Below are 26678 nucleotides of genomic sequence, written 5' to 3'. Positions count from 1 at the left end.
TGTTTACGGCGCGGGGGCGCCGTCGTCCTTTGCATTCCCACCCTCCTGTGAGAGGGCGTGCGGAACGCCGGGTGCCCGTTGCACCCTTGGGCCTGATGCGAATGCGGTCTTCCGCAATTGAGAGTGCATCAGGACTTTCGGAGGCGCCGAGCGATTGCCCGGCGTTCCGCCTGCGGTGTTTTTTCGGTTGCTTGCACATCTGCCATGGCGAACGGTCCCATCACCAAAATTAATGTCCCAGGGCGGAGGGACAGGGTAGCCGCAAAGCACTTGGCCGAACGCGTTTCGACTTGGTCGTCCGTCACGCTGTCCAGGGCGCTTTCCATCCCAAGGTCGGCCGTCTCCTTGCCAGTGGCAGTGCTGGCGCAGATCCGTCCTGCCCGAAGACAGACGTTCCCCCATGAACCGCGTGACGCCGCATCTCCGGCGTCCACCGCACCCTGCCCCGCGAACGTGACGATCGCGATCGCCCCTCTCGGTGGGGCAGGACGGAAGGGATAATAATCCTTATTCCTGAAACGTCAAGAACAAACCATGAACTTTCCGTCGCGGGCCGGGCGGCGCGTCCCGCCGGTAACCACTGCCTGCTTTTGCCCACAGATGCATGCACGCTTTGCGCGCTAAGGCTTTGACTTCGCCTGCGCCATCCCCCACTTAACCGCCATGGCCAAGAAACCCGGTACCAATCCCAAAGGCGAATTCGCCTTCTTCAACGTCTTCTATGAAGACGGCTCGCAGCGCTCCAACCGCCGCGTGCCCTCCGAATTGTTGGGAGGACTCGACGGCGATGAGCCGGCCAAGGCCGCCATCGCCGAGCAGGACCGCGAGATCGCCGAGAAGTCCGGCCGTCCGGCGCTGGAGATCAAGAGCGTCGAACGCGTGGGCGCGAAGAAGAAGTGAAGAAGAAGTAAGGACATCGCTAGTGAGGTGCCGCGTCAAGGCGGCATATTGATCGAACCATCGAGTAGATCAACAAAGCTCAGATTATCTAGCGATAAATCACCTGCCGAAGGACGCCGATTTCTCACGTTCCAACGCACTCACACGTCTATCAATATCTTCAAGCGCTCTAATCAGAAGATCAGCAAAATCCTTCCCGCTAATTTTGTCCATTCTTTCTACATGACTGCGAAGAGTTAGAATTGTGGGCCGAAGGTCTGCCATAGACTCCCCCTTAAGACATTTTCTTTGAAACGCAGGCTTCAACAAAGACAATTCCCAACTCGGTCAATCTATAGTCATAAGCGATGCGCTCACCACTTTGTCGACCGTCCCCGTAACGCGTCGGTTCGCGATGCACTTCAAAAATGCCTGCCAGACCCAAGTGATAGAGGCGCTGCATGTACGAGTGAACGTTTTTGCCGAAGAGGAGATCATCGCGCGGAAGCTCATCAGCTTCTATTTCGCTTGGGTAGAACCGATTCTCTTTCAAGGAAAACGTTCGAACCAGCCTGTATATCCTTGACTGATCAGCGAGAAGCACAAGAATTTTTGCCTCATCGGACGACAATTGTTTGATTAGGTAGGGATATGACGGGTGAGCAAGGTGAGTTCGCTGACGGTCCATCGCACTGCTAAGCAACTGAGAAAACATCTCGTCAATCGGCGTCCCAGCAGCCTCGTACCGTATCCCCTCAATGACAGGACCAAGAATTTGCGGCGCGGGAGCCACTTGATCGTCTGATCGCACACGACGAACAGACCGATCTAAGAATTCACGATAGCGATCCTGCAGGGCACCGAGCATCTGAACCGGCGCCAACGCAAGCATAAGAGTTTTGACCAAGTCGCCCGCCAAATTTCCGATCTGCTTAGCTCCAGGGGAAAGAGCATCGTCGTAGATTGCCCGCACGGGCAACTGCTTGGCCAACTCTTTCGCGAATGCGCCGGTCTCCATCGTATAGTTTCCTTTGTTCACTTCTGATAGAACGCTGGTGTATTGATCTCTAAGTTATCTTACCCTTCCACCATCTCTTTTATTGAGTCAGACTGCCATCATGGTAGGCGTTCTAGCTCCACTTGAAATCACCACTCCCAGCAAGCGCTACACCCCTGTTGGAGCGTGCATATACTGCAGTACATCAATCCGACCTCTTACCGACGAGCACATAATCGCTCACGGACTGGCTGGAAATTCTTTGATACTTCCAAAATCCAGTTGCAAGTTATGTGCGACGAAAACAAGGGATGCGGAAAACGCTTGCCTTCGTCACCTCTGGTGGCCTTTTCGAACACGGATTGGAACGCCGAACTCCGGAAAACAGAAACCAAAAGATTTTCTATTGCGCCAGATGAAGGTCAAGGAAATCGCACGAGATGGAAGTATATTATCTTACGAAAAAATCGCCGAACTGTCCGTCAAACCAGCGGAATTTCCCTTGGTATTCTTGGCTTACAAGTTCGATTTTCCCGGCCTTATTGTGGGTCGACACCCGGAAGCTCAAACAAGAATTGAGGTGATGGCGCGAATTGACCACGAGGAGTTCAAGAAATATGCGCCAGGAGACAAAGATGGTTTTCGCATCGCGCCGATGGATATCGATGCATATTGCAGGATGCTCTGCAAAATCGCCCATGCCTATGCAACAGCAGAACTAGGACATGGCTCATTCCGCCCAGTGCTATCGCGTTTTGTTCGAGGCCGAACACTACGGCAAGCTTGGCATTGGATTGGCAGCGACACAGCAGTCTCTTCTCCGGCCGAACATTTGCATGACATTCAATGGTCCACGCCAACAATAAATGGAAACATCTACGTTATGATTAGTTTGCGACTCTTCGCATTCATGGGAAGCCCTCGCTACCATATAATTGTTGGCCATTTGCTTCGTCCGGTAGAAGAGCTCCCATTCTTGCAGCAGCCGCTTTACACCATTGATCTAAAAGCAGCTCCCGAAGTCGGTCAATTGACATCTCTGACCGGCTCCTAGGCGTAAGCGCAGGAAATGCCGCCATCAGATGAGCGCGGGTCAGCTTCGCTAACCCACCCTACGGCCCTCAAGCCCTCACCTCGCCCCACCCGCCATCTGCTATTCGTCATCACCTACCCGCGATGATGATCCACGGGATCGGCAGCTCCGGCACGAGATTAGGTGATCCAAAATGCATGCGATTCGGGCAGGTCCACGTTCGAGATCAGCAGCACGCGGCCGTGACGCTATTCAATCAGCAATTCGGAGTCACAGGGACAAAGTCCCGTACTTCGTTTGGGATGTTGATCCCGATGCCGCCATCAGGAGCAATGCCAAGTTTTATCTTCTCAGCATTGATCTGCCTCCATAGTTTAGCAAACCTCTGGTCGTTGGGCGTTCGGCCGTTTGAAGCCTGACGCTGACCAATGTAAGCTACCAGATCGGCAACTTGCAGCAGTGCAGGCTTGCTGCCTCGGCTGTACATGACGGGGATTTTACCAGCCGGATTTGTGGCAGGATCGCCATGATCAACATAGCAGTTGACCATTGAACTAAACTTTCGACGACCTCCCGCCATCTCGATCATGCTGTTATCTGGGTCTGGCCAGAATGTCGTTTTCTCAAAACCAGGCCATTTTGACAGAGGGATTCCAACAGCCTGCGCACCCATACTCGCAATGTTCTTCGGGCTAAATTCAAATCCGTCGCTCCACGGCATGGGACCGACAAAATTGGGATCAATATGCCTCCATTGATCGCCCGATATCGACGTCGGAAAATCTGAAATTCTACCCAGTGAGACGATGGTTCGTGATATTGTCGGAGCAAGCCTAGAGAGCAATTTCGAGTATATGTCGAAGACTTCGGCCATAGACTTGCTGTGCCAGGCAGTTTTTTGTCTCTGCTGACCAGAGAACAATTGCCTACAGTGTAACACGTCCTCCGCCGTCGCCCCGGTTTCTTCTTTCAATGCGGTAAGAACAGCTACTGCATCGGCAGTGCGGTTTTCCGGAACAACAATCGCTGCATAGGCAACATACTCTGGTCCAATGCTTTCATCACCGTAGACGTTGAACATGTAGCATCCTTGTTCTCCAGCACCCGCTGATAACCGTCGATTACACATCAGCAGGTAGCAATCGTAAGACGGATCAGCAGTAGATTAAACTTCGCTAACCCACCCTGCCCCCTCACCCGGCCCCACCCGCCATCTGCCTGTTCATCATCACCTGCGCCGCGATGATGATCCACGGGATCACCAGCTCCGGCACGAGATAGGTGATCCACACTGCATGCGGTTCGGGCAGGCCGACCTTGGTGATCGACAGCACACGGCCGAGACTAGAGAGCCGCACATCGGCGATGCTGGTTATTTCAAAATTCCCGTTGCTTTCAATTTCTCGAACCAGCTGAGCTCGTCCAGCCCGAGGTGCCTACGCCCTTCCGCCACGAGAGGCGTGTGAGTTGCGCGCAGCTCGGCAGACAGATCGATAATTTTATCGATGGCTTCACCTTGCAAATCTTCATCGTCGATGGCTTGCGGATCGAATGCCTCGCTCTGTTCGGCAACGCCCTCGACCGCCAGCCTGATCTTGTCCATCAGTGCGGCAGCGGATACAGACCCGAAAAAGCCTGCTTCGAACGCGAGGCTCTCAAGCTCGATATGTCCGCGCTGAACGTCGCGCCAGACCTCTTCGAGATGCTCCGGGTCGACGTCATCCTCGGCCTGGGCGGTAGCGGCCACCTCGATATCCTGCGCGAGGCTCTGTAGCGATCTGGCCGCTCGCTCATACCAATCCAGTTTCTTGTCGAAAGCGCGCTGCTGCTTGAAGTTCGACAGCGCGACCTGCGCGCCTATCCACGATCCGACGAAGCCGAGTATCCCCGGAATGATGGTGACCAGTACCTTCAACTGAACCGAATCGGGCGTCGCTGGATCGCTCATGGATTTCCCCCAACACAGAGAACGCGAAACGCACGGACGGAGACATCCCCCGTCGGTGAATCCGTCCATTTCGTCAACCGAGACTTATACTTCACTGACTCACCTCACGCTCGCGCACCCCTCACCCCGCCCCACCCGCCATCTGCCTGTTCGTCATCACCTGCGCCGCGATGATGATCCACGGGAGCACCAGCTCCGGCACGAGATAGGTGATCCACAGGGCATGCGGTTCGGGCAGGCCGACTTTTGATATCGACAGCACGCGGCCGAGGCCGCCGACGAACACCGTCGCCGCCATCAGGAAGACCAGCGTGTTGTGCTCGCGAATGGTCGATGCCGCCCACAGGCCCATGACGCCCGACATCAGATAAATGCCGCCCATGAAGCGATGCACGTTGTCCAGCCGCGGCGCGGTCTCGGGCTGGCCGAGAACCATCTGCAGCGAGCCACCGAAGATGGCGATGGCGCCGACCAGAAACAGGCAGACCTGGGCAATGCGCTGGCTGAGCAGCATCGGCGCGAGCGACGTCATGGCAATGTCCTCGGATGAAATGTGCTTCAAGACAATTGATCGGGCAATGCGTGACGCTAGCGCGGGACGCGGCACAATCAAAGGGTGTGGCGGAGTTATCAACGTGGGCCGCGTCGTATGCGGTGCCCCTCTCCCGCTCCCGCGCACAGCGAGCTGTGCCAGGCGGCATGCGGACATTCTCCCCAGTTCGAGACAGTGCGACCCGAAAGGTCGTGATCGAGGCTGCGTTGGTGACGGCCCCTCACCCGACCGGCTCCGCCGGTCGACCTCTCCCCGCATTGCGGGGAGAGGTTAAGAGCGCGCACGATAAAAAGGCGGACCTTGCGGTCCGCCTTTTTTATTCGGTCACCCCCTCGTCGCGGAGAAGTATCTCAGGCCCCTTGTCACGCCAGCCTGAGCGTGAGCTGCCGCTCGCGGCCGGCGTGGCGCTGGACGAAGTCGTCGAGCGACGAGGTGACGTCCTCGTAATTGCGGTCGGCGCGGCGGCGGATCTCGCGGGCGACGTCTTCCGACACGTCGTCGGCCCAGCGCTCGGCCGTGTTGAAGGCGATCACGCGCTGCGGATCGTTGTACTGGCCGGACATCAGGTCGGCGATGACGGTTTCGAGATCGGTCGCCGCGACATCGGCCTCGCGCCAGGCGCAGCCGGCGCGGTCGAAACAATCCAGCACGAGATAGACGGTCTGCTCGCCGGCATCCGGCACCAGCGACGGGGTCCAGGCGCGCGTCATCCCGCCCTCCTGCCCTTGGTCACCCCTTTGGCCACCGGCCGCACCGCCTTCTTCGCCGGCGCGGGCTCCTTCTTGCCGGTGATCGGCAGCAGCATTTCCTTCTGGCCGGTGGCGCGTTTCGGGGGCTTCTTCGCCTTTGGCTTCGGCGCGGCGCCGCCGCCCTTGAGGCTCTGCTGCAGGGCGGTCATCAGATCGACCACATTGGTGCCGGGCCGCGCCTTGCCATGCGGCTTGAGGGCGACGCCGCTGCGCTTCTGGTTGACGAGATCGACCAGCGCGGACTCGTAGCGATCCTCGAATTTGCCGGGCTCGAATTCCGCGGCCTTCTGCTCCACGATATGCCGCGCCAGATCGAGCATGTCCTTGGTGACCTTGACGTCCTGGATGTCGTCGAAATACTCAGCCTCGTCGCGCACCTCATAGGGATAGCGCAGCAGCGTGCCCATCAGCCCGTTCTTCAGCGGCTCCAGCGCGATGATGTGCTCGCGATTGGTGAGCACGAGCCGGCCGATGGCCACCTTGCCCATGTCGCGAATGGTCTCGCGGATCACCGCATAGGCGTCGTGGCCGATCTTGCCGTCGGGCACGAGGTAATAGGGACGGATGGCGTAGCGCGGGTCGATATCGGCCTTCGGCACGAATTCGTCGATCTCGATGGTGCGGGTGGAGTCCAGCGCGATGTTGTCGAGTTCGTCTTTCGACACCTCGACATAGGTATCGGTATCGACCTTGAAGCCCTTCATGATGTCGTCCGCCGCCACCTCCTCGCCGGTATCCGCATCGACCTTCAGATATTTGATGCGATGGCCGGTGTTGCGGTTGATCTGGTTGAAGCTGATCTTCTCGGAATCCGACGTGGCGGGAAACAGCGCGACCGGACAGCTCACGAGGGACAGGCGCAAAAAGCCCTTCCAATTGGCACGCGGGGCCATGGCAATACTCCAACTCACACGACGCGACACAATCCCGACTCAAGCGGGACCCGCCCGATTTGTTCCCGGCGCCGGAACCAGTTCGGCAGACCGACCTTCGAACAGCACGCGGCCGAGGCCGCCGACGCGCACCGCAGGTGCGCGCGCCCATCTCGATGAAGAGAGCTGTCACTCACCAAATCCAGGCCGCGACTACAGCGCCCGTGTAAAGAACGCGACGATGTCGCGATCGAAGCGCTCATGAAATGCAGCGCGGTCGAACCCCGGTCTGCTGGTGCAGATCGCCGGCACGCGTGTTGCCAGTTGCGCGGAGCATGGCGTCAAAAAATCGTAGTGCCCGGCATTCGCCACGACATGCGCCTCGGGCGACGTCGGCAAAGCGAGGCGGACGGCCTCCGCATAATAGGGATGTGGCAGGACCTGGTCGTCCTCGGCCCGCCAAAGCTGGACCGGCTGACGGACCGCCGCCAGGCCCTTGCGACCGAAGGCAAACCCAAGGGCGGGCGCCGCGGAGACGACCGCCTTGATGCGCGGATCGTGGGCCCAGACGATAGCGGCATCCAGCGGAAGCGGGTGCCGTTCGACGATCTGGCAATCTTCGAAAGCGGGATGCGCCCTGCAGTGATCCCCGAGAGTCCGCAGGTCCGGCTCGCCACCGGCCACCGCGAGCACCGTAAATCCGCCGGCCGAGAAGCCGAACGCGCCGACGCGCGTCGCATCGATACGCCCATGGTCACCCCATGCGTCCAGCATATAATCAGTGACCAGCTTGAATTGGCGCGGCCGTTCCCAGATCGCGGTGGGGTTGCCCGGGTCGCGCCAGCTATCGCCGTTATGCGTGAGGGCGGCGACGACGAAACCTGCATTGGCCAAGGCCATAGCGGTGTCGAGATGCCCGGCATAGGAGCCGCCGTGACCATGGGATATCACCACCAGCGGCAGGCGGTCGCCCGCGAGTGCCGCATCGCGGGCAACCATCTGTTGATCGGACTCAAGCGCCTGCAGCTTCGGCGCAGCGCCGGTGGGATACCAAACGCCGACCTCGATGGGTGGCCCTTGTGGATCACTGATGCTGAAATGCTGGAAGCCGACCGCGGCGTCGGCCTGGCTGGCGGCGGCGATAGCGATGAATGCGACGAAAACCTGTGCGATGATGCTGCGCATGGAACCTCCTGCGGATTGGGATGACACGCGAGTTCTGCAAAGGGCGCCGCCCTGCGCCAGCCGTTGTTCGCCAATGGGCGAACGGGTTCGCCGGTGGGCGGACCGCTGCGATGAGGCGTCATGAGCAAGGCTTGGCAACGTCATTTTCTGCGGGATTGGGCCATCGACCTGGCGATCGCGACCGTCTGCGCCATCTTCCTCGGCCTGATCGGACCATTCGGCAGCTATCTGAATGGACCGGCATGGCAGCGCGTGGCGTTTCAGCTTGCCTGCTTCTGGCCGGGAGTCCTGCTGTATGGCTCCCTGATCCGCGTGGTGCTGCGATTCCAGTTGAGGCCGTGGATGACGTGGACGGCGATCGTCCTCGGCGCCGCCATCCTGACCGTCCCATTTCAGATCTGGACCGCGTGGATCGGCGTATCGATATGGCCATTCCTGAGAAGGCTGGGCCCGCTCGACTGGTATGTGCAAGGACTGATCACCACCCTGCCTGTCGTGCTCGGCTTCACCCTGTTGCTTCAGGCGCGACGACACAAGCGGCACCAAGCCAAGGAAGCCGACGACGCTCCGCCAACGGCTTTCGGCCTGCTCGGTGCGCCGCCCTTCGCGGTGCTTTGCCTGCAGATGGAAGATCACTATGTCCGCGTCCACCATATTGCCGGCCACTCCCGGTTGGTGCTGGCAACGTTCAATCAGGCCATGACGGCTCTCGGCGCCGCTGACGGCCTGCAGGTGCACCGGTCATGGTGGGTCGCGCGGAAGGCCGTTGTGCGCGCCGTGACCGAGGGCCGCAATCTGCGCCTGCAACTCGTCAACGGGATCACCGCCCCTGTCTCCCGCTCGGCCGTGGCCATGGTGCGCGAGGCCGGCTGGCTCACGACAGAGACCGCGCCGGACAACCGCGGCGTCGAACCAGCGCGCGCAGGACCGATTGGCGACACGTAATCCGCCATCCGCTCCGCGGCGGGTGACGGACACGCGCGACACAAAGCCTCTTGACGAAAAGAACAAAGCATGAACATACTTGCGACCACGTACCCTGGCAACGAGCGCGTGAAAGCGCGGCACGCACACACGAAAATGCCCGGCGCGAGGCCGGGCATCATCAGAAGGATCGAGTGATCGACAGCGACCGTTAGTTATCCAGGAACGACCGCAGCTTGCGGCTGCGCGACGGGTGCTTCAGCTTGCGCAGCGCCTTGGCTTCGATCTGGCGGATACGTTCGCGCGTCACCGAGAACTGCTGGCCGACTTCTTCCAGCGTGTGGTCGGTGTTCATGCCGATGCCGAAGCGCATGCGCAGCACGCGCTCTTCGCGCGGGGTGAGCGAGGCCAGCACGCGCGTGGTGGTTTCGCGCAGGTTGGACTGGATCGCCGCGTCGATCGGCAGGATCGCGTTCTTGTCCTCGATGAAATCGCCGAGATGCGAGTCTTCCTCGTCACCCACCGGGGTTTCGAGCGACAGCGGCTCCTTGGCGATCTTCAGAACCTTGCGGACCTTCTCCAGCGGCATGCCGAGCTTTTCGGCGAGCTCTTCCGGGGTCGGTTCGCGGCCGATCTCGTTGAGCATCTGACGCGAGGTGCGCACGATCTTGTTGATCGTCTCGATCATGTGCACGGGAATGCGGATGGTGCGGGCCTGGTCGGCGATCGAACGCGTGATCGCCTGCCGGATCCACCAGGTCGCATAGGTCGAGAACTTGTAGCCGCGGCGATATTCGAACTTATCGACGGCCTTCATCAGGCCGATATTGCCTTCCTGGATCAGATCCAGGAACTGCAGGCCGCGGTTCGTATACTTCTTGGCGATCGAGATCACGAGACGGAGGTTGGCTTCCACCATCTCCTTCTTCGCCTGGCGGGCTTCGCGCTCGCCCTTCTGCACGCCGTGCACGATCTTGCGGAATTCACCGATCTCAAGACCCGTGAGGGCTGCGAGCTGCTGGATTTCGCCGCGCAGTTCCTTGATGCGGTCCTTCTCGATGGCGACGAAGTTCTTCCAGCCCTTGGCCGAGAGTTTCGAGACGCGGTTGAGCCAGCGCGGATCGAGCTCCGAGCCCTGATAGTTGCGCAGGAAGTCCTCGCGCGCGACGCCGTGGCTGTCGCCGAGACGCAGCAGGCGGCCTTCGAACGAGACGAGGCGCTTGTTGATGTCGTAGAGCTGCTCGACGAGTGAATCGATACGCGCCTGGTTGAGGCGCAGCGACTTCACCTCGACGATGATCTCGTCTTTGAGCTTCTTGTACTTGCGCTCCTGCGACGGCGACAGCGAGGGGCCCTGCGAGGCGCTCTCGAGCTGGTTCGCGATGTCCTGTTCCTGCAGCTTGCGCAGCTTCTTGTAGCTGTCGGCGATCTTGTCGAAGGTCTCGACCACCTTCGGCTTCAGCTCGGCCTCGATGGCGGCGAGCGACATCTGGTTCTCGAACTCGTCGTCGTCCATGTCGCCGTCGGCAGCGCCTTCCGACGTGCTTTCGCCGGCGGGGGCCGCAGCAGGCGCCGAACGCGGCGGCGCCGGACGGAACGGGGTGGCGGACGGCGGCGCCGCAGGCGGAGCCGCAACAGCTTCGGCGCCTTCGGCCACAGCTTCGCCATCGCCCGTGGGCGGAGCGATCAGCGCCGGGTTCATGTTGTTCTTGGCGTCGGGGCCAGCGTAAGTCGCTTCGAGATCGATGATGTCGCGAAGGAAGATCTTTCCTTCGTTGAGTTCATCGCGCCAGATGATGATGGCCTGGAAGGTCAGCGGGCTTTCGCAGAGGCCTGCGATCATCGCCTCGCGGCCGGCCTCGATGCGCTTCGCAATGGCGATTTCGCCTTCGCGCGACAGCAGCTCGACGGTGCCCATCTCGCGCAGATACATCCGGACGGGATCGTCGGTGCGCTCGCCGGGCTCCGACTTCTTGACTTCGGTGACGGCCTTCTGCGTGACTTCGACGAGTTCGTTGTCGGTATCGTCGTCCTCGTCCTTGCTCTCTTCCTCGCCGTCGGAGTCTTCGTTTTCGGAAACGTTGATGCCCATGTCGGAGAGCATCGACATGATGTCTTCGATCTGTTCAGGAGAGGTGGTATCGGACGGCAAGACGTCGTTGAGCTGATCGAAGGTCACGAAGCCGCGCTTCTTGGCCTGCTTGATCATCTTCTTGACGGCAGCGTCGGACAGGTCGAGCAAAGGTGACGGCGCGTCTGCGGAGTCCTTCTCCGGCGTGTCAGCTGCCTTGTCGTCTTTTTCCTTGTCCTTGGTCTGCAGCGTCTTTGCCTTGGTGGCCATTCAATGCTCCTGAAACGCGCTCACGCCGGGGGCGTCACCGCCCCACTATCAATCCAGGGGGCGCAAGCGCCCCGATCCAATCATCGTCACCGCTTGACGCACAAAGGGCGGCGCATATCCATCGCCACCCCCGACGTCGTCTTCGCGGTTTTCACTACTTAAGCCCAGACCCTTAACGTGGAGAGCCTTAAGCCCGGATTAACCCTGTTTTTGCAGCCAAACCATGGGTTTGGCGAGTCTTTTCGCGGTTTGCCCGGGCACCATCCGCAGCAAAGTTGCTTCACGAACTGCGCTGGAACCGCCCCGAGGATTCTCCGAACCCCTCGATCAGCGCCTCGATCCCGTCGACCTCAGCCAACCGGGCCTTCACATCGCGCAACCAGCCGTAGTTCGTTTCGCTCGCTTCTGCGCCCAGAGCAAGCTCCGCGTCTTTAAGCTCCCTAAGTAATGAGTGCCACTGGCGATGCAAGGCAACGAGCTGCGTCCAGGTGGAAAGAACATCCTCGCGGGCCGCACCAGGCCGCGCCGCCCACACTGCCTGAGTGGTAACCGCCTGCTCAACGTGTTGTAATTGCTCGGAATATCCAGCTTTAACCAGATCTGAACGCATTTGTTCACTTTGCTCGGCCTCATCGCCGTGATGATGCTCATGGGCAAAGGCCGCGATGATCCCGGCACGCAGCCGGTGCATCTCGGGATGGGCGAGTTCCAGTGCCGCCACCTCCTCCAGCCGGTCATGCAGCAGCCAGGGATGGTTGATCAGCGACTGCACGATCAGCGCCTCGCGCCTGGAAATGGCGCTGCGCTGGCCGCGCATGATCGACGACGTCGCAAGCTGTGGACTGACCACCTGATAGGGCCCGCGCTGGATGGTCTGGGGCCCGGCATTGGCCCCGCCCCGCCCGCCGCCACTGATTCGCCCGGCCGGACCGGGGGTAAACGGGCGCGGAGAACGGGCAAAACCGCCGCCTCCGCCGCCCTGCTGGAAGCCGCCGCGGCCACCGTTGTTACCGCCGTAGTTACCGCCGTAGTTTTTTGGGCCGGTGCCGAAGGCGCGCTGCAGCCGCTCGGTCATGTCCTGGCGGTAGTATTTCTTCACGACGTCGTCGCGGATGCCGTTCGACAATTCGTTGATCCGCGCCTCCAGCGCCGCACGGCGCTCCGGCGTCGCGAAGGTGCCGCCGGCGATCTCGCGCGCCCAGATCAGATCCGATAACGTGCCCGCCGCAGCCATTACGTCCTCGATCGCGGCGCGGCCACCGGAGCGCGCGAGGTCGTCGGGGTCCTGCCCTTCGGGCAGCAGCGCAAAGCGCAAACTCTTGCCGGGCTTGAGATGCGGCAGCGCCAGCTCCGCCGCGCGCCATGCCGCCTTCTGCCCGGCCTTGTCGCCGTCGAAACACAGGATCGGCTCGTCGGCCATCTTCCAGAGCAGCTGCAACTGGTTCTCGGTCAGCGCCGTGCCGAGCGGCGCGACCGCACCGGGAAAGCCGACGCCGACCATGGCGATGACGTCGACATAGCCTTCGACCACCACCAAAGGCGCGCCGTCGTGGGCAGCCTTTCGCGCCATCGGCAGGTTGTAGAGATTGTCGCCCTTGTGAAACAGCGGCGTTTCCGGCGAGTTCAGATATTTCGCCGGCGCATCCTTCTTCAGCGCGCGGCCGCCAAAGGCGATAATGCGCCCGCGCACGTCGGAAATCGGAAACATCACGCGATCACGAAAGCGATCATAGGGCACCGGAATGTCCTCGCCGCCGATCAGCAGACCCGCTTCGACCATGTCGGGCACCGGCACGCCGGCGGCGCCGAGATATTCCTTCAGCGCGAAACGATCTTCGGATGCAAAGCCCATGCGGAACTGGAGCTGCACCGCGGGCGTGATACCTCGATCGGCGAGATAGCCGCGCGCACGGGCGCCCTCGCGCCCCACCAGCGTGTCCGCGAAGAATTTTGCGGCGAGATCCATCACATCATACAGCGTCTTGCGACGCTGCTCGTGGCGCGCGGCATCCGGCGTCGCCGCCGGCAGCGCGACGCCTGCCATTTGCGCCAGCCGCTCGACCGCCTCAACGAAGCTGGCGCCGTCGGTCTCCATCACGAAATTGATGATGTCGCCGTGCTTGCCTGACGAGAAGTCGTGGTAAAATCCCTTCTCGTCATTGACGAAAAACGACGGCGACTTCTCCTGCTGGAACGGCGACAGCCCCTTCCACTCCCGCCCCGCCTTCTTCAGCTTGACGCGCTTGCTCACGACTTCCGAAACCGGAAGCCGGGCGCGCAGATCGTCGAGGAATTGGGGCGTGAAGCGCATGGGGTGTACTGCATATAGGGCGCGCGGCGGCAAAGGCCAGAAATCGCAGCCCGCTGCCGGGTTTCGCCCCATTATACACAGGACGGCCGGGACTTAGAGCCAATCACTGTCATTCCGGGATGCGCGAGGCCGGCAAAGCCGGTCGGAGCGCAGACCCGGAATCCCGACATGTTCATCATGTCTATCCACCGGGAGGTGATGAACATGACGAGATTCCGGATTCGCTCACAGCTGGCGCTGCGCGACGCCGGAATGACGAGTTTGTGTCAATTTGCTTGAACTCACCCCGGTTCCACGCTCTCATATTCCATGTTCACGACATTCCGCGGCGGAAATACCGGTGCATGGCAGGTGATCTCGATCTCGTCCGTCAGGGGCGAGACGCTGAAACCCGTCACCGCGCTTTCCATCACCCATGCCGACGCCATCTCGCTGCCGCTCTTACCCTCCCAGACATCCTGGCGCCTCGCCGGCGTCGCCAGCCACGTCCGCTATGTCGAGCGCAACGAGAAGATCGCGCTGGTTGCGGCACAGGCCGGCCTCGGCCGACCAGAGGCAACCCATGGTGCGCTGATCCCGATCCGGAAGAACGCGGCGTGGTGGGACATGACCCAGAACGAGCGCCGCCGGATTTTCGAGGACAAATCCCGCCACATCGCCGACAGCCTGAAATACCTGCCCGCCATCGCCCGCCAGCTCTATCATTCGCGCGATCTCGGCGAGCCCTTCGATTTCCTCACCTGGTTCGAATATGCGCCGGAGCACGCGCAGGAATTCGAGGATCTCGTCGGCGGCCTGCGCGAGACGGAAGAGTGGAGCTATGTGGAACGCGAGATAGATGTGCGGGTGGTGAAGGCGGTGGTGTAAACGCGCCCCACTCGTCATTCCGGGATGAACGTCGGTCGGCGAAGCCGGCCAAAGTTCAGACCCGGAATCCCGACATGTTCTGAACATTTCGGGATTCCGGGTTCGCGCAAGAGCGCGCCCCGGAATGACGAGGCTAGACCGGAACGGCACGCTGCATGGCTCCCATTCAAGACGCCGCACTTCTGGCACGGCATCACATGCGCCATATCTCTCCCACCGCCCCGCCCGCCTGAAAGCCTCCATGTCCTCATCGTCCGAACATCTCGCCCGCGACTCCGGTCCCGGCGGCTGGCTGATTTTTTCCTTTGCCGTCGCCTGCGGCGTCACTGTCGCCAATATCTATTACGCGCAGCCGCTGGTGGGGCCGATCAGCGAGAGCTTCGGGCTCGACCTGTCATCGGCCGGCATCATGCTCACCATGGTGATGTTCGGCTATGTGCTGGGCCTGCTGTTCCTGGTGCCGCTCGGCGATCTCGTCGAGAACAAACGGCTGATCCTGATCACACTGGGCAGCCTGATCGTGAGCCTGCTGATCGCCGCAGCCGCACCCACTGCAGCGATCTTCATCGCCTCGACCTTGCTGCTCGGTATCGCCGCCGTGGGCACGCAGATGATCTTGCCGGTGGTCGCGCATCTGGCGCCGGAGCAACGGCGCGGGCAGATCGTCGGCACCGTGATGAGCGGGTTGCTGTTCGGCATCCTGCTGTCGCGGCCGCTGGCCACCATGGTGGCCGGCTCGTTCGGCTGGCGCGCCGTGTTCGTGATGTCCGCGGTGCTGATGTGCGGCGTATTCGCACTGATGGTGATCGCGCTGCCACGCCGGCAACCGAAGCATGAGTTGACCTATGCGACGCTGATCCACTCGCTGTGGGACCTGATGCTGACCACGCGGGTGCTGCAACAGCGCTCGGCCTATCAATGCCTGCTCTACGGCTCGTTCAGCCTGTTCTGGACGGCGATGCCGCTGGTGCTGGACCAGCCGCCATTTTCGTTCGGCCATATCGCCATGTCGGCCTTCCTACTGTCCGGCGCGGGCGGCGCACTGGTGGCGCCGCTTGCGGGACGCCTCGCCGATCGCGGCCGCGGCGATCTTGTCACCGTCACCGCGATGCTGCTGGTGCTGGTGAGCTTTGTGCTGACCTGGATCGGCGGCCACACCGGCGGCGCGACTGCCGTGACGCTGTTCGTGATCGCGGGCATCCTGATCGATGCCGGCACGCAGGGCAATGTCGTGGCCGGACAGCGCGCGATCTATGCCCTCGCCGGCAACATCCGCAGCCGGCTCAACGCACTGTTTCTTGCCTGCGCCTTCTTCGGCGGCGCGATCGGTTCGGGCTTCAGTGGATTTGCCGTGGCATCAGGCGGCACGTCGATGATCGCGCTGATCGGCATCGGTGCATCGCTGATTGCGCTGGCTTTGTTCGGGCTGGAAGTGGCGAGCCGGAAGAAGGTTGCCTAAGGCGCCAGGAAGCGGCCCGACATGATGCGCTTCGTTTCATCGACCGGCTTGTTGTAGATATAGGTCCAGGCTTCGCTCACGCTGCCATCGGCGAGCGTCACAGCAATCCGCTCACGCAGATACAGATTCGGCTGCGGATGGCCCGGGCCGACGCTCTCATAGTCGTCGAGCGCGGCCATCAGTTCATCCACATTCCGCAGCCGGAACAGCTCTCCAAACACGACATCATTGGCCTCGTCGGAATGCAGCAGGCCGGGATAATGCGCGACCATGTACAGCCTGCCGCGGCAGGAGGCTTCACCAAGGAAATCGGCACCGGACGAGAGCAGCTTCGACATCGGGTGATCGAAGCCGCGCATCAGCGTGCCATAGACGAAAACGCGATCGGGCATGATCTAAGTCAGACTTTCTCGGCCAGCGCCGCGGCGACATCGTCGCCCGCGGACACCACATTGATACTCACATCCATGCCGAGAAATGCATCGGCCGAGCCCATATAGGTGCCGTGCAGCGGCACCGCCTGGCGCGGATCGCGCGCCACCGCGACGCGAATGAGATCCTTGCTGCCGATGATGCCATTGGTCGGGTCGAATTCGATCCAGCCTGCGGCCGGCAGATAGACCTGCACCCAGGCATGGGTCGAGCCGCCGCCGACATAATTGTGCTCGCGGTCGCCATGGATGAACAGATAGCCCGACACGAACCGCGCGGCGATGCCAAGCCGGCGCAGCGCCTCGATCATGAACAGCGCGAAATCGCGGCAGGTGCCGGATTTGGTCTGCAGCGTATCGAGCGGATGCTGGGTGCCGTGCTCGTAGCGCTTGCGATAGGCGAACTGCTTGCGGATGCCGAGCGTCATGCCGGTCAGAATATTGACGGTCGGCGTGCGCCCCTGCGGGTCGAGAAATCCGCGCGCCCATGTGGCGAGTTCGCCATCGGGATCGCCATATTGCGGCCGGATGAATTCCTGCAGATCGGGCAGTTCTTCGCCGTCGTACAGGAACGGATAGAAATAGGCCTTGTCATCGGCGGTCAGCGCGAACTCGTCCGACGGCAGATGTTCGATGGTCGCGGTGGAGACGAAGGTGAGCTTTCGCGCGTGCTCGTCGAAGGTGGCGATCGCCACTGAATTGCCGAACACGTCGTGGATCCAGCGCAGCGACGCCGGCTCGGGCGTGATCTCGAGCTTGCCGTTGAGCATGCGCAGATCATGGCCATCGCGCGGCCGCAGCATGATCCGGTGTTCGCCGAACGCGACGGGATGCGCGTAGCGATATTCGGTCTTGTGATGAATCGTGAGCAGGGGCATCAATGGTTCGTTCATGCGTGATTTGTCCCGTGTAATTTATACGGAAGCCTGCAGAATCACAGGCCGGGATGCCGCATCGTTAGGCAATATCGGGAAAAAGCCTTGGACAGAATTTTGGACAGAGCCTTGGATAGCAATCAGGACACATCCCTACGTCTCGGCCCCCAGGAGGTTCCGCCCGTTCTGGAACTCAATACCGCCGGACACTCTCCTTTTCTGCTGACCTGCGATCACTACGGCCGGCTGATTCCCGAGATGCTCGGCGATCTCGGCCTGCCAGAAAGCGAGCTCGCCCGCCACATCGCCTGGGATGTCGGCATCGCCGGCGTGGCCGAGCAGATGGCTCGGGCGCTCGATGCGCATCTGGTAGCCCAGCGCTATTCGCGGCTCGTCATCGACTGCAACCGCCCGCCGGACGCCGTAAGCGCGATTCCGCTGATCAGCGAGGCGACCACCGTGCCCGGCAATGACGGTCTCACGTCCGATGCGAAGGCGCGCCGGCGCGAGCTGATCTTCGATCCGTATCACCGGCGCATCGACGAGGTGATCGATGCAAGGCTGGCGAAGGGCCAGCCGACAGTGCTGGTGTCGCTGCACAGTTTCACGCCTGTCTATGCCGGCATTCCCCGCCCCTGGCATATCGGCACGCTCTATCAGCACGACAGCAAACTGCCACCGCTGCTGCTGCAGCTGTTGCGCGCCGAAGCCGATCTGGTGGTGGGCGACAACGAGCCTTATGCGGTGTCCGATGCCACCGACTACACAATTCCCGTGCATGGCGAGAAGCGCGGGTTGATGAATACGGGCATCGAGATCCGGCAGGATCTGATCACCGATGTCAGCGGCCAGACCGAATGGGCGGAGCGGTTGACGCGCATCTTCGGCGAGATCGAGGCGACGCTGATCACGCCGCGCGCATCGCATCTCTAGCTCTTGATGCTGCCAATGCACCCGCGCGGCGTGAGGTGCCTAGCCGTGCGTCCCGATGAAATAAGCCACCACCACAAATCCCGCCGCAACCGCCCACAGGAAATACGCCGCGCGGCCACCAGGGCTCAGCGTCGAGTCAGACGGATTGTCCGGATTGACGAAGACCTTCACCGCGTCACCGTTCTTGTAGTCCATCCCGAACAGCCGCAACTGCCATTGCGGCGGGTTCGGGTTGCTGGTGCTCAGGCTCCCGGCGGATCCGATATAGGCGACGTGCTTGAAACGATAGTTGTATTGCACGTTCCGGGTCTGCATCACCGGCCCGCTACGACCGGTGTCGCTGTCACGGCTCACATAGGTCTCGGGCGCGCCCAGTTTGACGATGCCGGGCACGACCGGCCACTTCTTGGCCAGAGATCCCTGCCGGTGTAGCGCCAGGCCGAACAAGGCAACGAGGAAGCCGAACCCGCAGAGCGCCGTCACAATCGGCGATCGCTTCGGATCGGCAAGATGCTCTGCGATGAATTCGTTGATGCGGACGCCGCCAAAGATGCCGCCGACCACAATCGCCAGCACGATAACTGCAGCGATGCCAAGGCAGCCGCCGATCCCCTTCGGCATCTCGCGATCGAGCACGGCGTCGCGCGGGTGTCGCGGATTGTAATACACCATCACCGCGGTGCCGACCGGATAGCGCGCGATTGTCTCGGCGACTTCGAAATTGCCGCGGTCCTCGCCGATACTGACGCGGTTGTTGGTGAGCTTCTGTCCGCTAACGGTGTATTCGTAGACGATATTCGCAAAATTGCGTTTTTCGGTACGCTTGCGCTCCTCGCGCGTGTCGTCGAGCACCTTGACGTCGCGCACTTCGGAGGTCGAAACGATCACCTTGCCGAAGGTGGACGGCCAGTCCCTGGCAGCGCGGACCTGCAGATATTTATAGCCGGCAGCGACCAGGATCAGGCCGAACGGCGCCAGCAGCATGGCATAAACGAACCAGGGAATGTCGGGCACGGCGAAACCTCATGGCACGGCGCGGCGCGCCCCGAGGTTTGACGTGGCCATGCAGAGAAAGGTTCAGCGCGACAAAAGACTCACCGTGCCCGGGTCAGCGCCAGCCAGACCCCGCCGCCGATCATGAAGCCGCCGGAGATGCGCGACAGCAACCGCGTCCGCCGCGCCGAGAAGAATTGTCGTGCGCGGCCCGCGGCCACCGCGTAGACGATATCGGTGAGCGCGGCCGTCACCATGAAGGTCGCACCGAGAATTCCGACCTGCAGGATGTGGTTCTTCTCCATGTCGACGAATTGCGGAATGAAGGCGCCGAAGAACACGAGCACTTTCGGATTGCTGAGCAGCACCATCATGCCCTGCAGGAAGAAACCGCCGCGCGGCGGCGCCGGCGGCGTATCCGCATCGATGCCCTCGACCGGCGCGCGGACCATCTTGATGCCGAGCCACACCAGATAGGCCGCGCCGGCAAAGCGCACCCAGTCGAACCAGTAGCCCATGGTGGCCATCAGCGTCGCGAGGCCGAGCGCGACGATGCCGATGACCACGGCAAGACCCGCTTGCGTGCCGGCAATGCTGATCATCGCCGCGCGCGTGCCGTAGCGCAGGCCGTTGGCGATCACCAAAGTGACGTTCGGGCCAGGGAGCAGCGCCAGCGCGATGCAGGCAGCGACAAAGGCGAGATAGACTTGCAGGGACATCGGCACGCTCCTATTCCGATTTTATCTACGTCATGGCCGGGCTTGTCCCGGCCGTCCACGCCTTTACTGCAGGCTAAGACGTGGATGCCCGGCACAAGGCCGGGCATGACGACGGTGTGTTGTCTTAACACTAGCACTCGTATTGCTCGCAGCAAAACACACTTGCCCGGCAGGGCGCCATCTGGTTGCCTGTCACTGCACGCATGGAGCAACGGCCATGATCGATATCAACAGGTTCCGGCCCGCGATCGTCTACACGATCTATATCGCCGCCACGCCCGAAAAAGTGTGGCAGGCACTGACCTCGGCGGAGTTCAGCCGGCAGTATTTCTCCGGCTTCGCGGTGCAGCTCGAGGGAAACGTCGGCGGCGCGTTCAAGGTTCTCGCGCCGGATGGATCGTTGCATGTTTCGGGCGAGGTGATCGAACACGATCCGCCGCGCAAGGTCACCATCACATGGGACGTGAACTGGCCCGGACTTGTCGAAGCGCTCGGCTCGACACTCGTCACCTATGATCTCATGCCGTCGGCCGAGACGGTGAAGCTGACGATGACGCAGGCGCATGATCGCGAACTCAGCGACGACATCCTGTCCGGCGGACGCGCCGGTTGGCCAGCGATCCTTTCGAGCCTGAAGAGTTTGCTAGAAACGGGCAAGGTCCCCGCAATCCAGATGGAGCCGCCGCTGAAGCTACTGGCGGCGCTGAAGGAGATGGGGATCAAGGTGCCGGGGATGTGAGGCGAGGTGCCGGCCGTGCGCTCCCTCTCCCCGCATTTGCGGGGAGAGGTTAAGAAAGAGCGCTCTACCCCAGCGCCCGCAATTCCCGCCTGAGCACTTTGCCCGTCGCCGTCATCGGCAGCGACTCCGCAAACTGCACGTAACGCGGATATTCATGCGCCGCGAGTTGCGACTTGACGAAGTCCTGCAGCTCGCGCGCCAGCTCATCACTCGGTTCAAAGCCCGGGCGCAGCACGATCCAGGCCTTCACAGCCTCGGTGCGGATCGGATCGGGAATGCCGACCACCGCCGACAGCGCCACCGCGGGATGCTTCAGCAGCGTATGCTCGATCTCCGACGGACCGATACGATAACCTGCGGATGTGATCACGTCGTCTTCGCGTGACACGTACCAGAAGTAACCGTCATCATCCTGAATGCCGAGATCGCCGGTGAGCAGGAATTCGCCGGCGAATTTCTTGGCGGTACCTTCGGGGTTCTGCCAATAGCCGAGCATGGTGCAGGGATTAGGCTGTCTGATACCGACAATGCCCCGCTCGCCGCGCGGCAGTTCTTCGCCCTGCTCATTGACGATACGCACATCGAAACCCGGCGTCGGCTTGCCCATGGAGCCCGGGCGGATCGGAAACAGATCGGCATTGTTGCCGACCACGAGATTGCATTCGGTCTGGCCGTAGATTTCATGGGCATCGATACCGAACGTATTGCGCACCCAGTCGAGCAATTCAGAACCGAGCGACTCGCCGCCGGTGAGCATGCTACGCAGCTTCACGCCATCATGTTTCACGTTTGCCTGCCGCATCAGCTTCAGCGCCGTCGGCGGCAGGAACACATTGCGTATCTTGTGATCGGCCATCAGCTGCATCGCGGCGTCAGGTTCGAATTTCCTGGCGCGATAGCCAACGATCGGCACGCCGTGATACCAGGCCGGAAACAGCGCATCGAACAGCCCGCCGATCCAGGCCCAGTCGGCCGGCGTCCAGTAGACGTCGCCCGGCTTCGGAAAGAAGCCGTGCACCATCTCCACATTGGGCAGATGGCCGAGCAGCACGCGATGGGCATGCAGCGCGCCCTTGGGATTTCCCGTGGTGCCCGAGGTGTAGATGATGATGGCGGGATCGTCGCAGGACGTATCGACCGTGGTGAAGTCTTCGGACGCCGCCTCGATCGCCGACCAGAACGATTTGGCGCCGGCATGCGGTGCACTGTCCGTGACGTAGATATCTTGTAAATGAGGCAGCCGCTCGCGGATTTTCGACAACTTGTCCCAGCCACTCGCGTCGGTGACGATGGCCTTGGCCCCGGAATTGGCAAGGCGGAATTCCAACGCGTCCTCGCCGAACAGCGTGAACAGCGGCACCGACACCAGCCCGGACCGGAACGCCGCGAGATGCGCCACCGGCAATTCCACCGATTGGGACAAAAACACCGCAATGCGGTCGCCGCGCTGCAGGCCATCCGCCTTTAGCACATTGGCGAAGCTGCGCGAGAAAGCCTGCATCTCGTCGAAGGAGAAACGATGCGTGCCGCGGTCCTCGTCCACATAGATCAGCGCCAGCCGCCCGCTACCGTCGGCATGACGGTCGCAGGCCACCGTCGCGATGTTGAATCGCTCCGGCACATCCCAGCGGAAATTGCGGGCGAGCGTCTCATAATCCGTGGTTTCGACCAGCATGGCAGGCGCTCCCTGCGGCCTCGTTTGCTTCTTCTCGTTATTCCAGGGGAGAAGTCTGAACGGCCGCGGCCCCATTCTTAAACGAGGAGTCCCGTCCGCCAAAGTGCCTTGAAATTCCCGGCCCGGCATGGTCTCAAGCACCCTATTCGGAATCCGGCGCTATCAGCGCCTTCGCAAGTTCAATCCGGCAGAAATTCCCCATGGCACGCAGGTTTTCGGCCGCTTACCAGTCGGAGCCAGTATCCAGCCTGGCGCTGTGGGCGCGGCGCCTCGCGGTTTTCGCCGCCATTGCCGCCCTCACCTCGATCATCATCGTCCGCTTCGGGTTCCTCGAAGTGAAACCGGCACTGATGACCTTCTTCGGCGCGTTGGGATTCGCCGGCCTGTCGATCCTGGTGGCGCTCGCCGGCTTTGCCGCGATCTGGCAGAACGGCTCGCGGGGCATGAGCGTGATCATGGTGGCGCTGATGCTCGACGTCGTGATCCTGGCGTATCCCGGCTACCTTGCGTACCAGTATCGCAAGCTGCCGAAGATCCACGACATCACCACCGACCCGGTCGACCCGCCGCGCTTCGAGGCGCTGGCGCGGCTGCGGACCGGCGACGGCACCAATTCAGCCGTCTATTCCGGCCTCTACTCCGCGGAGCAGCAGCGCACGGCCTATCCGGATATCGAGCCGGTGGAGCTGGAGGTGCCTGTACAACGCGCCTATGACGTGACGCGCGCTTTGGTGGAAAAGCGCAAGTGGATCGTCATCGACGAGCGTCCGCCGCAGCCCCCGCGCCGCATTGGCCGCATCGAGGCGGTGGCGCGCACCCCTATCATGGGGTTTCGCGAGGACGTCTCGATCCGCTTCACACCCGACGGCGAAGGCTCGCGCGTCGATATTCGCTCGTCGTCACGCTATTTCGAAGGCGATCTCGGCAGCAACGCCGCGCGCATCACCAAGCTGATCGACGACATCAACACCGCCGTCGACAGCGCGCCGGCACCGAAGAAGGCAGCGACGCCGGCAAAGGCCGCGGCCAAGGGCGCGAAGAAGTAGGCTCCCGCCCCCCGACCAGCTCTTACCCCTGCGCGCGTTTCTCCACATTCGCGATCCGCTCTGGTACACCGAACTCCTGCCGGCAGACGTCGGCGAGAACCGCGATCCCTTCGCGGATTTCGTCATGCGTGGGGCTGGCAAAGCAGATGCGAATGTGGCTATGCGCATAGGCCTTGTCGACAGACCACTCCGGGCCGGGATTGATCGACACGCCGGCCTTGAGCGCGGCCTGATAGAGCTTCATCGCATCAACATTGGCGGGCAGTTTCACCCACAGAAAGATGCCGCCTTTGGGTTCGTCGAATTCCGCCGCCGTGCCGAACTGCTCGTTGAGCGCATCCATCAGCGTCTCCAGCTTGGCGCGTAGTCCGCGCGTCGCCTTCGGCACATGACTGGCGAAATGCGGCACGCAATATTCGGCGAGGACCATCTGCTCCAGGGCGCCTGAGCCGGCATCGGTCTTCAGCGCCAGCATGCGTGACATGATCTCCCAGGGCGCGACGATGTAGCCGACGCGAAGCGCAGGCGCGATCGACTTGGAGAACGAGCCGATATGGATCACGCTGCCGGTCTTATCCATCGCGTGAATCGCCGGCGGACGCTCGCCGTTCCAGATCAGATCGGCATAGCAATCGTCCTCAAAGATGGGGACGCCATATCTGGCAGACAGCGCCAGCAGCTCGCGGCGACGGCTTTCCGGCATGATGGTGGCGGTCGGGTTCTGCACGGTCGGGATCGTATAGATATATTTCGGCCGGATGCCCTTCGCCTTCAGATCTTCCAATGCTGAGGCTAGCGCGTCCATCCGCATGCCGTCGTCATCCAAGGGGATGCCGACGATATTGACGCCGAGACGGGTGAGCCGGTTGATGGAGCCTTGATAGCAGTCGCGCTCGATGATGACGGTGTCGCCCTTGGCCAGCAAGCTGTGATTGACGAGATCGAGCGCCTGCAGCGAGCCGGAGACGACCAGGATATCATCAGCCGTACAATCGATGCTTGCGTCGCGCTTCAGCTTGGCGGCGATGAAAGTGCGCAGCGGCAGATAGCCCTGCGGACCGCTCGCCAGACCGTAGGTTGCCAGCGTGCGTCCCTCGCGCAGCATGACGGCATTGGCGGCGGCAGTCAGGCCCTCCACCGGTACCTGATCCATATCGTTGTTCCCGCCGACGAAGCTGTATTTGGCGAGACCGGTCCATTTTGCCGCAGCCGCGGGCAGGCCCGGCGGCAGCAATGGCGCGTAGTCGAACCGTGTGGTGGTCATGGACGTCGTCTCCCTGAAGCTTTTTATGATGAAGGCTGCCTCGTTGGACCGCCCCCCGCGTGTATCGCGCGCCGAATGCCGGATATTACCGCTTTGCCCTCACGCGGCGCACCATTAGAGTGCCGCCGAAATGTAAGGCTTTTCCGGCAGGGGCATGCACGACTTAATCCGCGATATCACGCTGTGTATCCTGTTTGCGTGGGGCATCGGGCTTATTGCGCATTTCACCCGTCAGCCGTTGATTCTTGCTTATCTGATTGCCGGCTTCATCATTGGGCCATTCGGCATCGGCTGGGTCAAGTCGGACGAATCCATCAGCACGATCTCCGAACTCGGCCTGATCTTCATGCTGTTCATGATCGGTCTCGAGATCGATCTGAAGAAGATCATCCGCGCCGGCAAGGTCATCCTGTTCGCCGCGGGCGGCCAGTTGATCGCAGGCTGCGTGCTCGGCGCCGCCTTCTTCATGGCGCTCGGGCTCAAGCTCGGCGGCGGCGGATTCGATGCGCTGTATCTCAGCGTCGCCTGTGCGCTCTCCTCCACGGTGGTCATCGTCAAGGTGCTCTATGAGAAGCGCGAGCTGGACACTCTGCCCGGTCGCATCACGCTCGGCATCCTGGTGCTGCAGGATATCTTCGCGATCCTGTTTCTGGCGGTGCAGCCGAGCCTTGCCGATTTGCAGGTCAGCGTTGTCGCGCTGTCGATCGCCCGCGTCGGCGTGCTGGTCGCCACTGCGCTGATCCTGAGCCGCTATGTGCTGCCGGCGCTGTTCCATCAGATCGCGCGACGGCCGGAGCTGGTGCTGCTGGGCGCGCTGGCCTGGTGCTTCCTGATTGGCGAAATCGCCGAGCGGCTGCATCTGTCGCGCGAGATGGGCTCGCTGGTGGCTGGCGTATCGCTATCGACCTTCCCCTACGCGCTCGACGTCACTGCCAAGGTGACGACGCTGCGGGATTTCTTCATCACGCTGTTCTTCGTCGCCGTCGGCATGACGATCCCGATCCCGAACGGCGCCACTATCGGCCTCGCCCTGATCATCGCCGTGTTCACCGTGATCAGCCGCATGCTCACGACCTTCACGCCGCTGTATCTGATGAAGCAGGGCCTGCGCGCCAGCCTGTTGCCGGCGCTCAATCTGGCGCAGATCAGCGAATTCTCGCTGGTGGTGCTGCAAACGGGCATTGCCGCCGGCCATATCACAACGCAGACCTCCAGCGCGGCGTCCTTTGCCTTCGTGATCCTGGCGGTCCTCTCCACCTTCGCGATGATGCGCAGCGACCAGATCACGCGCCTCTTGATCGGCCCGATGAAGCGCATCGGGCTGCGCGACCTCGATCACGGCCAGGGCCGCGAGGGCGATCATGCCGAGGGCCATGGCGACGCCCGCCGCATCGTCATTCTCGGCTTCTTCCGCACCGCGTCCGCCCTGCTCGCCGAGATCGAGCGCCAGAACGCGTCGCTGCTCGACCAGATCAGCGTCGTCGACTTCAATCCGAACGTCTTCCGCACTTTGGTCGGGCGCGGCCAGCACGTGATCTATGGCGACATCAGCAATGTCGACACGCTGGTCCATGCCGGCGTCGGCAAGGCCGAGATCATCATTCTCAGCGTGCCGGACTCGCTCCTGAAGGGCGCGAATAACGAGAAACTGGTCCGCCATGTCCGCTCGATCAACCCTTCCGCCAAGATCATCTCGACGGCGGACGTGCTCGGCGACGTGAGCGATATTTACGCCGCCGGCGCCGACTACGTCACCGTGCCCCGGCTCAGCGACGCCCATGCGCTGTATGAGGTGATCGAGGCCGCCGATCAGGGCCTGCTGGACGATAAACGCGCCGAAATGGACGCGCAGCTGGCGGAGCGGCGGGAAGTGCTGCCTTGACCT

25 protein-coding genes are annotated in these 26678 nt (G+C 61.7%); 9 read left to right on the top strand and 16 right to left on the bottom strand.

Features of this window, described 5'->3' with window-relative positions; genetic code table 11:
* Window positions 1-663 precede the first annotated feature (663 nt).
* A complete protein-coding gene (locus AB8B02_RS30145) occupies window positions 664-900 on the top strand; it encodes a hypothetical protein (RefSeq protein WP_068733419.1) in 237 nt (78 codons plus the stop codon).
* 274 nt (window positions 901-1174) lie between these two features.
* On the opposite strand, the gene AB8B02_RS30140 is transcribed toward AB8B02_RS30145, so the two are convergent.
* Window positions 1175-1897 (bottom strand): Abi-alpha family protein, encoded by a 723-nt coding sequence (locus AB8B02_RS30140; RefSeq protein WP_120288501.1) that lies wholly within the window; start codon window positions 1895-1897, stop codon window positions 1175-1177.
* Window positions 1898-2282: 385 nt separating this feature from the next.
* Between AB8B02_RS30140 and AB8B02_RS30135 the strand changes: the two genes are divergently transcribed.
* On the top strand, window positions 2283-2930 hold the full coding sequence (locus AB8B02_RS30135; protein ID WP_147421603.1) for a hypothetical protein: 648 nt from the start codon (window positions 2283-2285) through the stop codon (window positions 2928-2930).
* A 235-nt stretch (window positions 2931-3165) separates the two neighbouring features.
* Here AB8B02_RS30135 and AB8B02_RS30130 read toward each other — a convergent pair whose 3' ends face one another.
* The 7 genes from AB8B02_RS30130 to AB8B02_RS30100 form a co-directional block, all read right to left on the bottom strand.
* Window positions 3166-3990 carry a hypothetical protein gene (locus AB8B02_RS30130; protein ID WP_439065881.1) on the bottom strand — a complete coding sequence of 275 codons (825 nt, stop codon included), beginning with the start codon at window positions 3988-3990 and terminating at the stop codon, window positions 3166-3168.
* Between the two features lie 112 nt (window positions 3991-4102).
* Entirely contained in the window at window positions 4103-4267 is a 165-nt protein-coding gene (locus tag AB8B02_RS30125) for a hypothetical protein (RefSeq protein ID WP_158596754.1), read from the bottom strand.
* A 14-nt stretch (window positions 4268-4281) separates the two neighbouring features.
* Window positions 4282-4857 carry a hypothetical protein gene (locus AB8B02_RS30120; protein ID WP_120288498.1) on the bottom strand — a complete coding sequence of 192 codons (576 nt, stop codon included), beginning with the start codon at window positions 4855-4857 and terminating at the stop codon, window positions 4282-4284.
* A 121-nt stretch (window positions 4858-4978) separates the two neighbouring features.
* On the bottom strand, window positions 4979-5389 hold the full coding sequence (locus tag AB8B02_RS30115) for a DUF4345 domain-containing protein (RefSeq protein WP_120288497.1): 411 nt from the start codon (window positions 5387-5389) through the stop codon (window positions 4979-4981).
* A 383-nt stretch (window positions 5390-5772) separates the two neighbouring features.
* Complete coding sequence (locus AB8B02_RS30110; RefSeq protein ID WP_120288496.1) at window positions 5773-6120, bottom strand: hypothetical protein; 348 nt, start codon at window positions 6118-6120, stop codon at window positions 5773-5775.
* Window positions 6117-7052, bottom strand: a complete 936-nt coding sequence (locus AB8B02_RS30105) for a non-homologous end joining protein Ku (protein ID WP_120288495.1) — start codon at window positions 7050-7052, stop codon at window positions 6117-6119. The genes AB8B02_RS30110 and AB8B02_RS30105 overlap by 4 nt, the downstream gene beginning before the upstream one ends.
* Window positions 7053-7244: 192 nt before the next feature.
* Window positions 7245-8216, bottom strand: a complete 972-nt coding sequence (locus AB8B02_RS30100) for a prolyl oligopeptidase family serine peptidase (protein ID WP_120288494.1) — start codon at window positions 8214-8216, stop codon at window positions 7245-7247.
* A 120-nt stretch (window positions 8217-8336) separates the two neighbouring features.
* On the opposite strand from AB8B02_RS30100, the gene AB8B02_RS30095 reads away from it, so the two are divergent.
* On the top strand, window positions 8337-9161 hold the full coding sequence (locus tag AB8B02_RS30095; protein ID WP_120288493.1) for a LytTR family transcriptional regulator DNA-binding domain-containing protein: 825 nt from the start codon (window positions 8337-8339) through the stop codon (window positions 9159-9161).
* Between the two features lie 190 nt (window positions 9162-9351).
* Here the strand turns inward: AB8B02_RS30095 and rpoD are convergent, their stop codons facing one another.
* Both rpoD and dnaG read right to left on the bottom strand, forming a co-directional pair.
* Window positions 9352-11481 (bottom strand): RNA polymerase sigma factor RpoD, encoded by a 2130-nt coding sequence (rpoD, locus tag AB8B02_RS30090; RefSeq protein ID WP_089262093.1) that lies wholly within the window; start codon window positions 11479-11481, stop codon window positions 9352-9354.
* 280 nt (window positions 11482-11761) lie between these two features.
* Complete coding sequence (dnaG, locus tag AB8B02_RS30085; RefSeq protein WP_089262095.1) at window positions 11762-13792, bottom strand: DNA primase; 2031 nt, start codon at window positions 13790-13792, stop codon at window positions 11762-11764.
* A gap of 309 nt (window positions 13793-14101) precedes the next feature.
* On the opposite strand from dnaG, the gene AB8B02_RS30080 reads away from it, so the two are divergent.
* Complete coding sequence (locus tag AB8B02_RS30080) at window positions 14102-14659, top strand: chlorite dismutase family protein (protein WP_120288492.1); 558 nt, start codon at window positions 14102-14104, stop codon at window positions 14657-14659.
* Window positions 14660-14900: 241 nt separating this feature from the next.
* On the top strand, window positions 14901-16118 hold the full coding sequence (locus AB8B02_RS30075; protein ID WP_120288491.1) for an MFS transporter: 1218 nt from the start codon (window positions 14901-14903) through the stop codon (window positions 16116-16118).
* Here AB8B02_RS30075 and AB8B02_RS30070 read toward each other — a convergent pair.
* Both AB8B02_RS30070 and AB8B02_RS30065 read right to left on the bottom strand, forming a co-directional pair.
* A complete protein-coding gene (locus tag AB8B02_RS30070) occupies window positions 16115-16510 on the bottom strand; it encodes a gamma-glutamylcyclotransferase family protein (RefSeq protein ID WP_120288490.1) in 396 nt (131 codons plus the stop codon). The genes AB8B02_RS30075 and AB8B02_RS30070 overlap by 4 nt on opposite strands.
* An 8-nt stretch (window positions 16511-16518) precedes the next feature.
* Window positions 16519-17427 carry a transglutaminase-like domain-containing protein gene (locus AB8B02_RS30065; protein WP_120289116.1) on the bottom strand — a complete coding sequence of 303 codons (909 nt, stop codon included), beginning with the start codon at window positions 17425-17427 and terminating at the stop codon, window positions 16519-16521.
* A gap of 126 nt (window positions 17428-17553) precedes the next feature.
* Between AB8B02_RS30065 and AB8B02_RS30060 the strand changes: the two genes are divergently transcribed.
* A complete protein-coding gene (locus AB8B02_RS30060) occupies window positions 17554-18357 on the top strand; it encodes an N-formylglutamate amidohydrolase (protein WP_120288489.1) in 804 nt (267 codons plus the stop codon).
* Window positions 18358-18396: 39 nt separating this feature from the next.
* Here AB8B02_RS30060 and AB8B02_RS30055 read toward each other — a convergent pair whose 3' ends face one another.
* A complete protein-coding gene (locus AB8B02_RS30055; protein WP_439065880.1) occupies window positions 18397-19371 on the bottom strand; it encodes a DUF3592 domain-containing protein in 975 nt (324 codons plus the stop codon).
* An 80-nt stretch (window positions 19372-19451) separates the two neighbouring features.
* A complete protein-coding gene (locus tag AB8B02_RS30050) occupies window positions 19452-20069 on the bottom strand; it encodes a LysE family translocator (RefSeq protein WP_120288488.1) in 618 nt (205 codons plus the stop codon).
* Between the two features lie 217 nt (window positions 20070-20286).
* On the opposite strand from AB8B02_RS30050, the gene AB8B02_RS30045 reads away from it, so the two are divergent.
* Window positions 20287-20808 (top strand): SRPBCC family protein, encoded by a 522-nt coding sequence (locus AB8B02_RS30045; protein ID WP_439065879.1) that lies wholly within the window; start codon window positions 20287-20289, stop codon window positions 20806-20808.
* A gap of 64 nt (window positions 20809-20872) precedes the next feature.
* On the opposite strand, the gene AB8B02_RS30040 is transcribed toward AB8B02_RS30045, so the two are convergent.
* Entirely contained in the window at window positions 20873-22483 is a 1611-nt protein-coding gene (locus AB8B02_RS30040) for an acyl-CoA synthetase (RefSeq protein ID WP_120288486.1), read from the bottom strand.
* Window positions 22484-22683: 200 nt separating this feature from the next.
* Here AB8B02_RS30040 and AB8B02_RS30035 point away from each other — a divergent pair, with 200 nt between their 5' ends.
* Window positions 22684-23529 carry a DUF1499 domain-containing protein gene (locus AB8B02_RS30035; protein WP_089262113.1) on the top strand — a complete coding sequence of 282 codons (846 nt, stop codon included), beginning with the start codon at window positions 22684-22686 and terminating at the stop codon, window positions 23527-23529.
* A 22-nt stretch (window positions 23530-23551) separates the two neighbouring features.
* Here AB8B02_RS30035 and AB8B02_RS30030 read toward each other — a convergent pair whose 3' ends face one another.
* Window positions 23552-24793, bottom strand: a complete 1242-nt coding sequence (locus AB8B02_RS30030) for a PLP-dependent aminotransferase family protein (protein ID WP_120288485.1) — start codon at window positions 24791-24793, stop codon at window positions 23552-23554.
* 154 nt (window positions 24794-24947) lie between these two features.
* Between AB8B02_RS30030 and AB8B02_RS30025 the strand changes: the two genes are divergently transcribed.
* On the top strand, window positions 24948-26675 hold the full coding sequence (locus tag AB8B02_RS30025) for a cation:proton antiporter (RefSeq protein ID WP_439065878.1): 1728 nt from the start codon (window positions 24948-24950) through the stop codon (window positions 26673-26675).
* Window positions 26676-26678: the final 3 nt, after the last annotated feature.

Origin of the sequence: Tardiphaga sp. 862_B3_N4_1 (genome assembly GCF_051811085.1) — a bacterium.
Taxonomy (GTDB): domain Bacteria; phylum Pseudomonadota; class Alphaproteobacteria; order Rhizobiales; family Xanthobacteraceae; genus Tardiphaga; species Tardiphaga robiniae.
Note: the sequence above shows the minus strand (reverse complement) of the source record. Positions and strands in the feature narration are given on the sequence as shown.

Excerpts from the sequence above, each read along its gene's own strand:
- AB8B02_RS30115 (WP_120288497.1), bottom strand. The coding sequence starts at position 5,389 with ATGACGTCGCTCGCGCCGATGCTGCTCAGCCAGCGCATTGCCCAGGTC.
- AB8B02_RS30130 (WP_439065881.1), bottom strand. The coding sequence starts at position 3,990 with ATGTTCAACGTCTACGGTGATGAAAGCATTGGACCAGAGTATGTTGCC.
- AB8B02_RS30080 (WP_120288492.1), top strand. The coding sequence starts at position 14,102 with ATGTTCACGACATTCCGCGGCGGAAATACCGGTGCATGGCAGGTGATC.
- AB8B02_RS30025 (WP_439065878.1), top strand. The coding sequence starts at position 24,948 with ATGCACGACTTAATCCGCGATATCACGCTGTGTATCCTGTTTGCGTGG.
- AB8B02_RS30030 (WP_120288485.1), bottom strand. The coding sequence starts at position 24,793 with ATGACCACCACACGGTTCGACTACGCGCCATTGCTGCCGCCGGGCCTG.
- AB8B02_RS30095 (WP_120288493.1), top strand. The coding sequence starts at position 8,337 with ATGAGCAAGGCTTGGCAACGTCATTTTCTGCGGGATTGGGCCATCGAC.
- AB8B02_RS30065 (WP_120289116.1), bottom strand. The coding sequence starts at position 17,427 with ATGCCCCTGCTCACGATTCATCACAAGACCGAATATCGCTACGCGCAT.
- AB8B02_RS30075 (WP_120288491.1), top strand. The coding sequence starts at position 14,901 with ATGTCCTCATCGTCCGAACATCTCGCCCGCGACTCCGGTCCCGGCGGC.
- AB8B02_RS30050 (WP_120288488.1), bottom strand. The coding sequence starts at position 20,069 with ATGTCCCTGCAAGTCTATCTCGCCTTTGTCGCTGCCTGCATCGCGCTG.
- AB8B02_RS30145 (WP_068733419.1), top strand. The coding sequence starts at position 664 with ATGGCCAAGAAACCCGGTACCAATCCCAAAGGCGAATTCGCCTTCTTC.
- rpoD (WP_089262093.1), bottom strand. The coding sequence starts at position 11,481 with ATGGCCACCAAGGCAAAGACGCTGCAGACCAAGGACAAGGAAAAAGAC.
- AB8B02_RS30040 (WP_120288486.1), bottom strand. The coding sequence starts at position 22,483 with ATGCTGGTCGAAACCACGGATTATGAGACGCTCGCCCGCAATTTCCGC.
- AB8B02_RS30070 (WP_120288490.1), bottom strand. The coding sequence starts at position 16,510 with ATGCCCGATCGCGTTTTCGTCTATGGCACGCTGATGCGCGGCTTCGAT.
- AB8B02_RS30105 (WP_120288495.1), bottom strand. The coding sequence starts at position 7,052 with ATGGCCCCGCGTGCCAATTGGAAGGGCTTTTTGCGCCTGTCCCTCGTG.
- AB8B02_RS30045 (WP_439065879.1), top strand. The coding sequence starts at position 20,287 with ATGATCGATATCAACAGGTTCCGGCCCGCGATCGTCTACACGATCTAT.
- AB8B02_RS30120 (WP_120288498.1), bottom strand. The coding sequence starts at position 4,857 with ATGAGCGATCCAGCGACGCCCGATTCGGTTCAGTTGAAGGTACTGGTC.
- AB8B02_RS30035 (WP_089262113.1), top strand. The coding sequence starts at position 22,684 with ATGGCACGCAGGTTTTCGGCCGCTTACCAGTCGGAGCCAGTATCCAGC.
- dnaG (WP_089262095.1), bottom strand. The coding sequence starts at position 13,792 with ATGCGCTTCACGCCCCAATTCCTCGACGATCTGCGCGCCCGGCTTCCG.
- AB8B02_RS30110 (WP_120288496.1), bottom strand. The coding sequence starts at position 6,120 with ATGACGCGCGCCTGGACCCCGTCGCTGGTGCCGGATGCCGGCGAGCAG.
- AB8B02_RS30140 (WP_120288501.1), bottom strand. The coding sequence starts at position 1,897 with ATGGAGACCGGCGCATTCGCGAAAGAGTTGGCCAAGCAGTTGCCCGTG.
- AB8B02_RS30100 (WP_120288494.1), bottom strand. The coding sequence starts at position 8,216 with ATGCGCAGCATCATCGCACAGGTTTTCGTCGCATTCATCGCTATCGCC.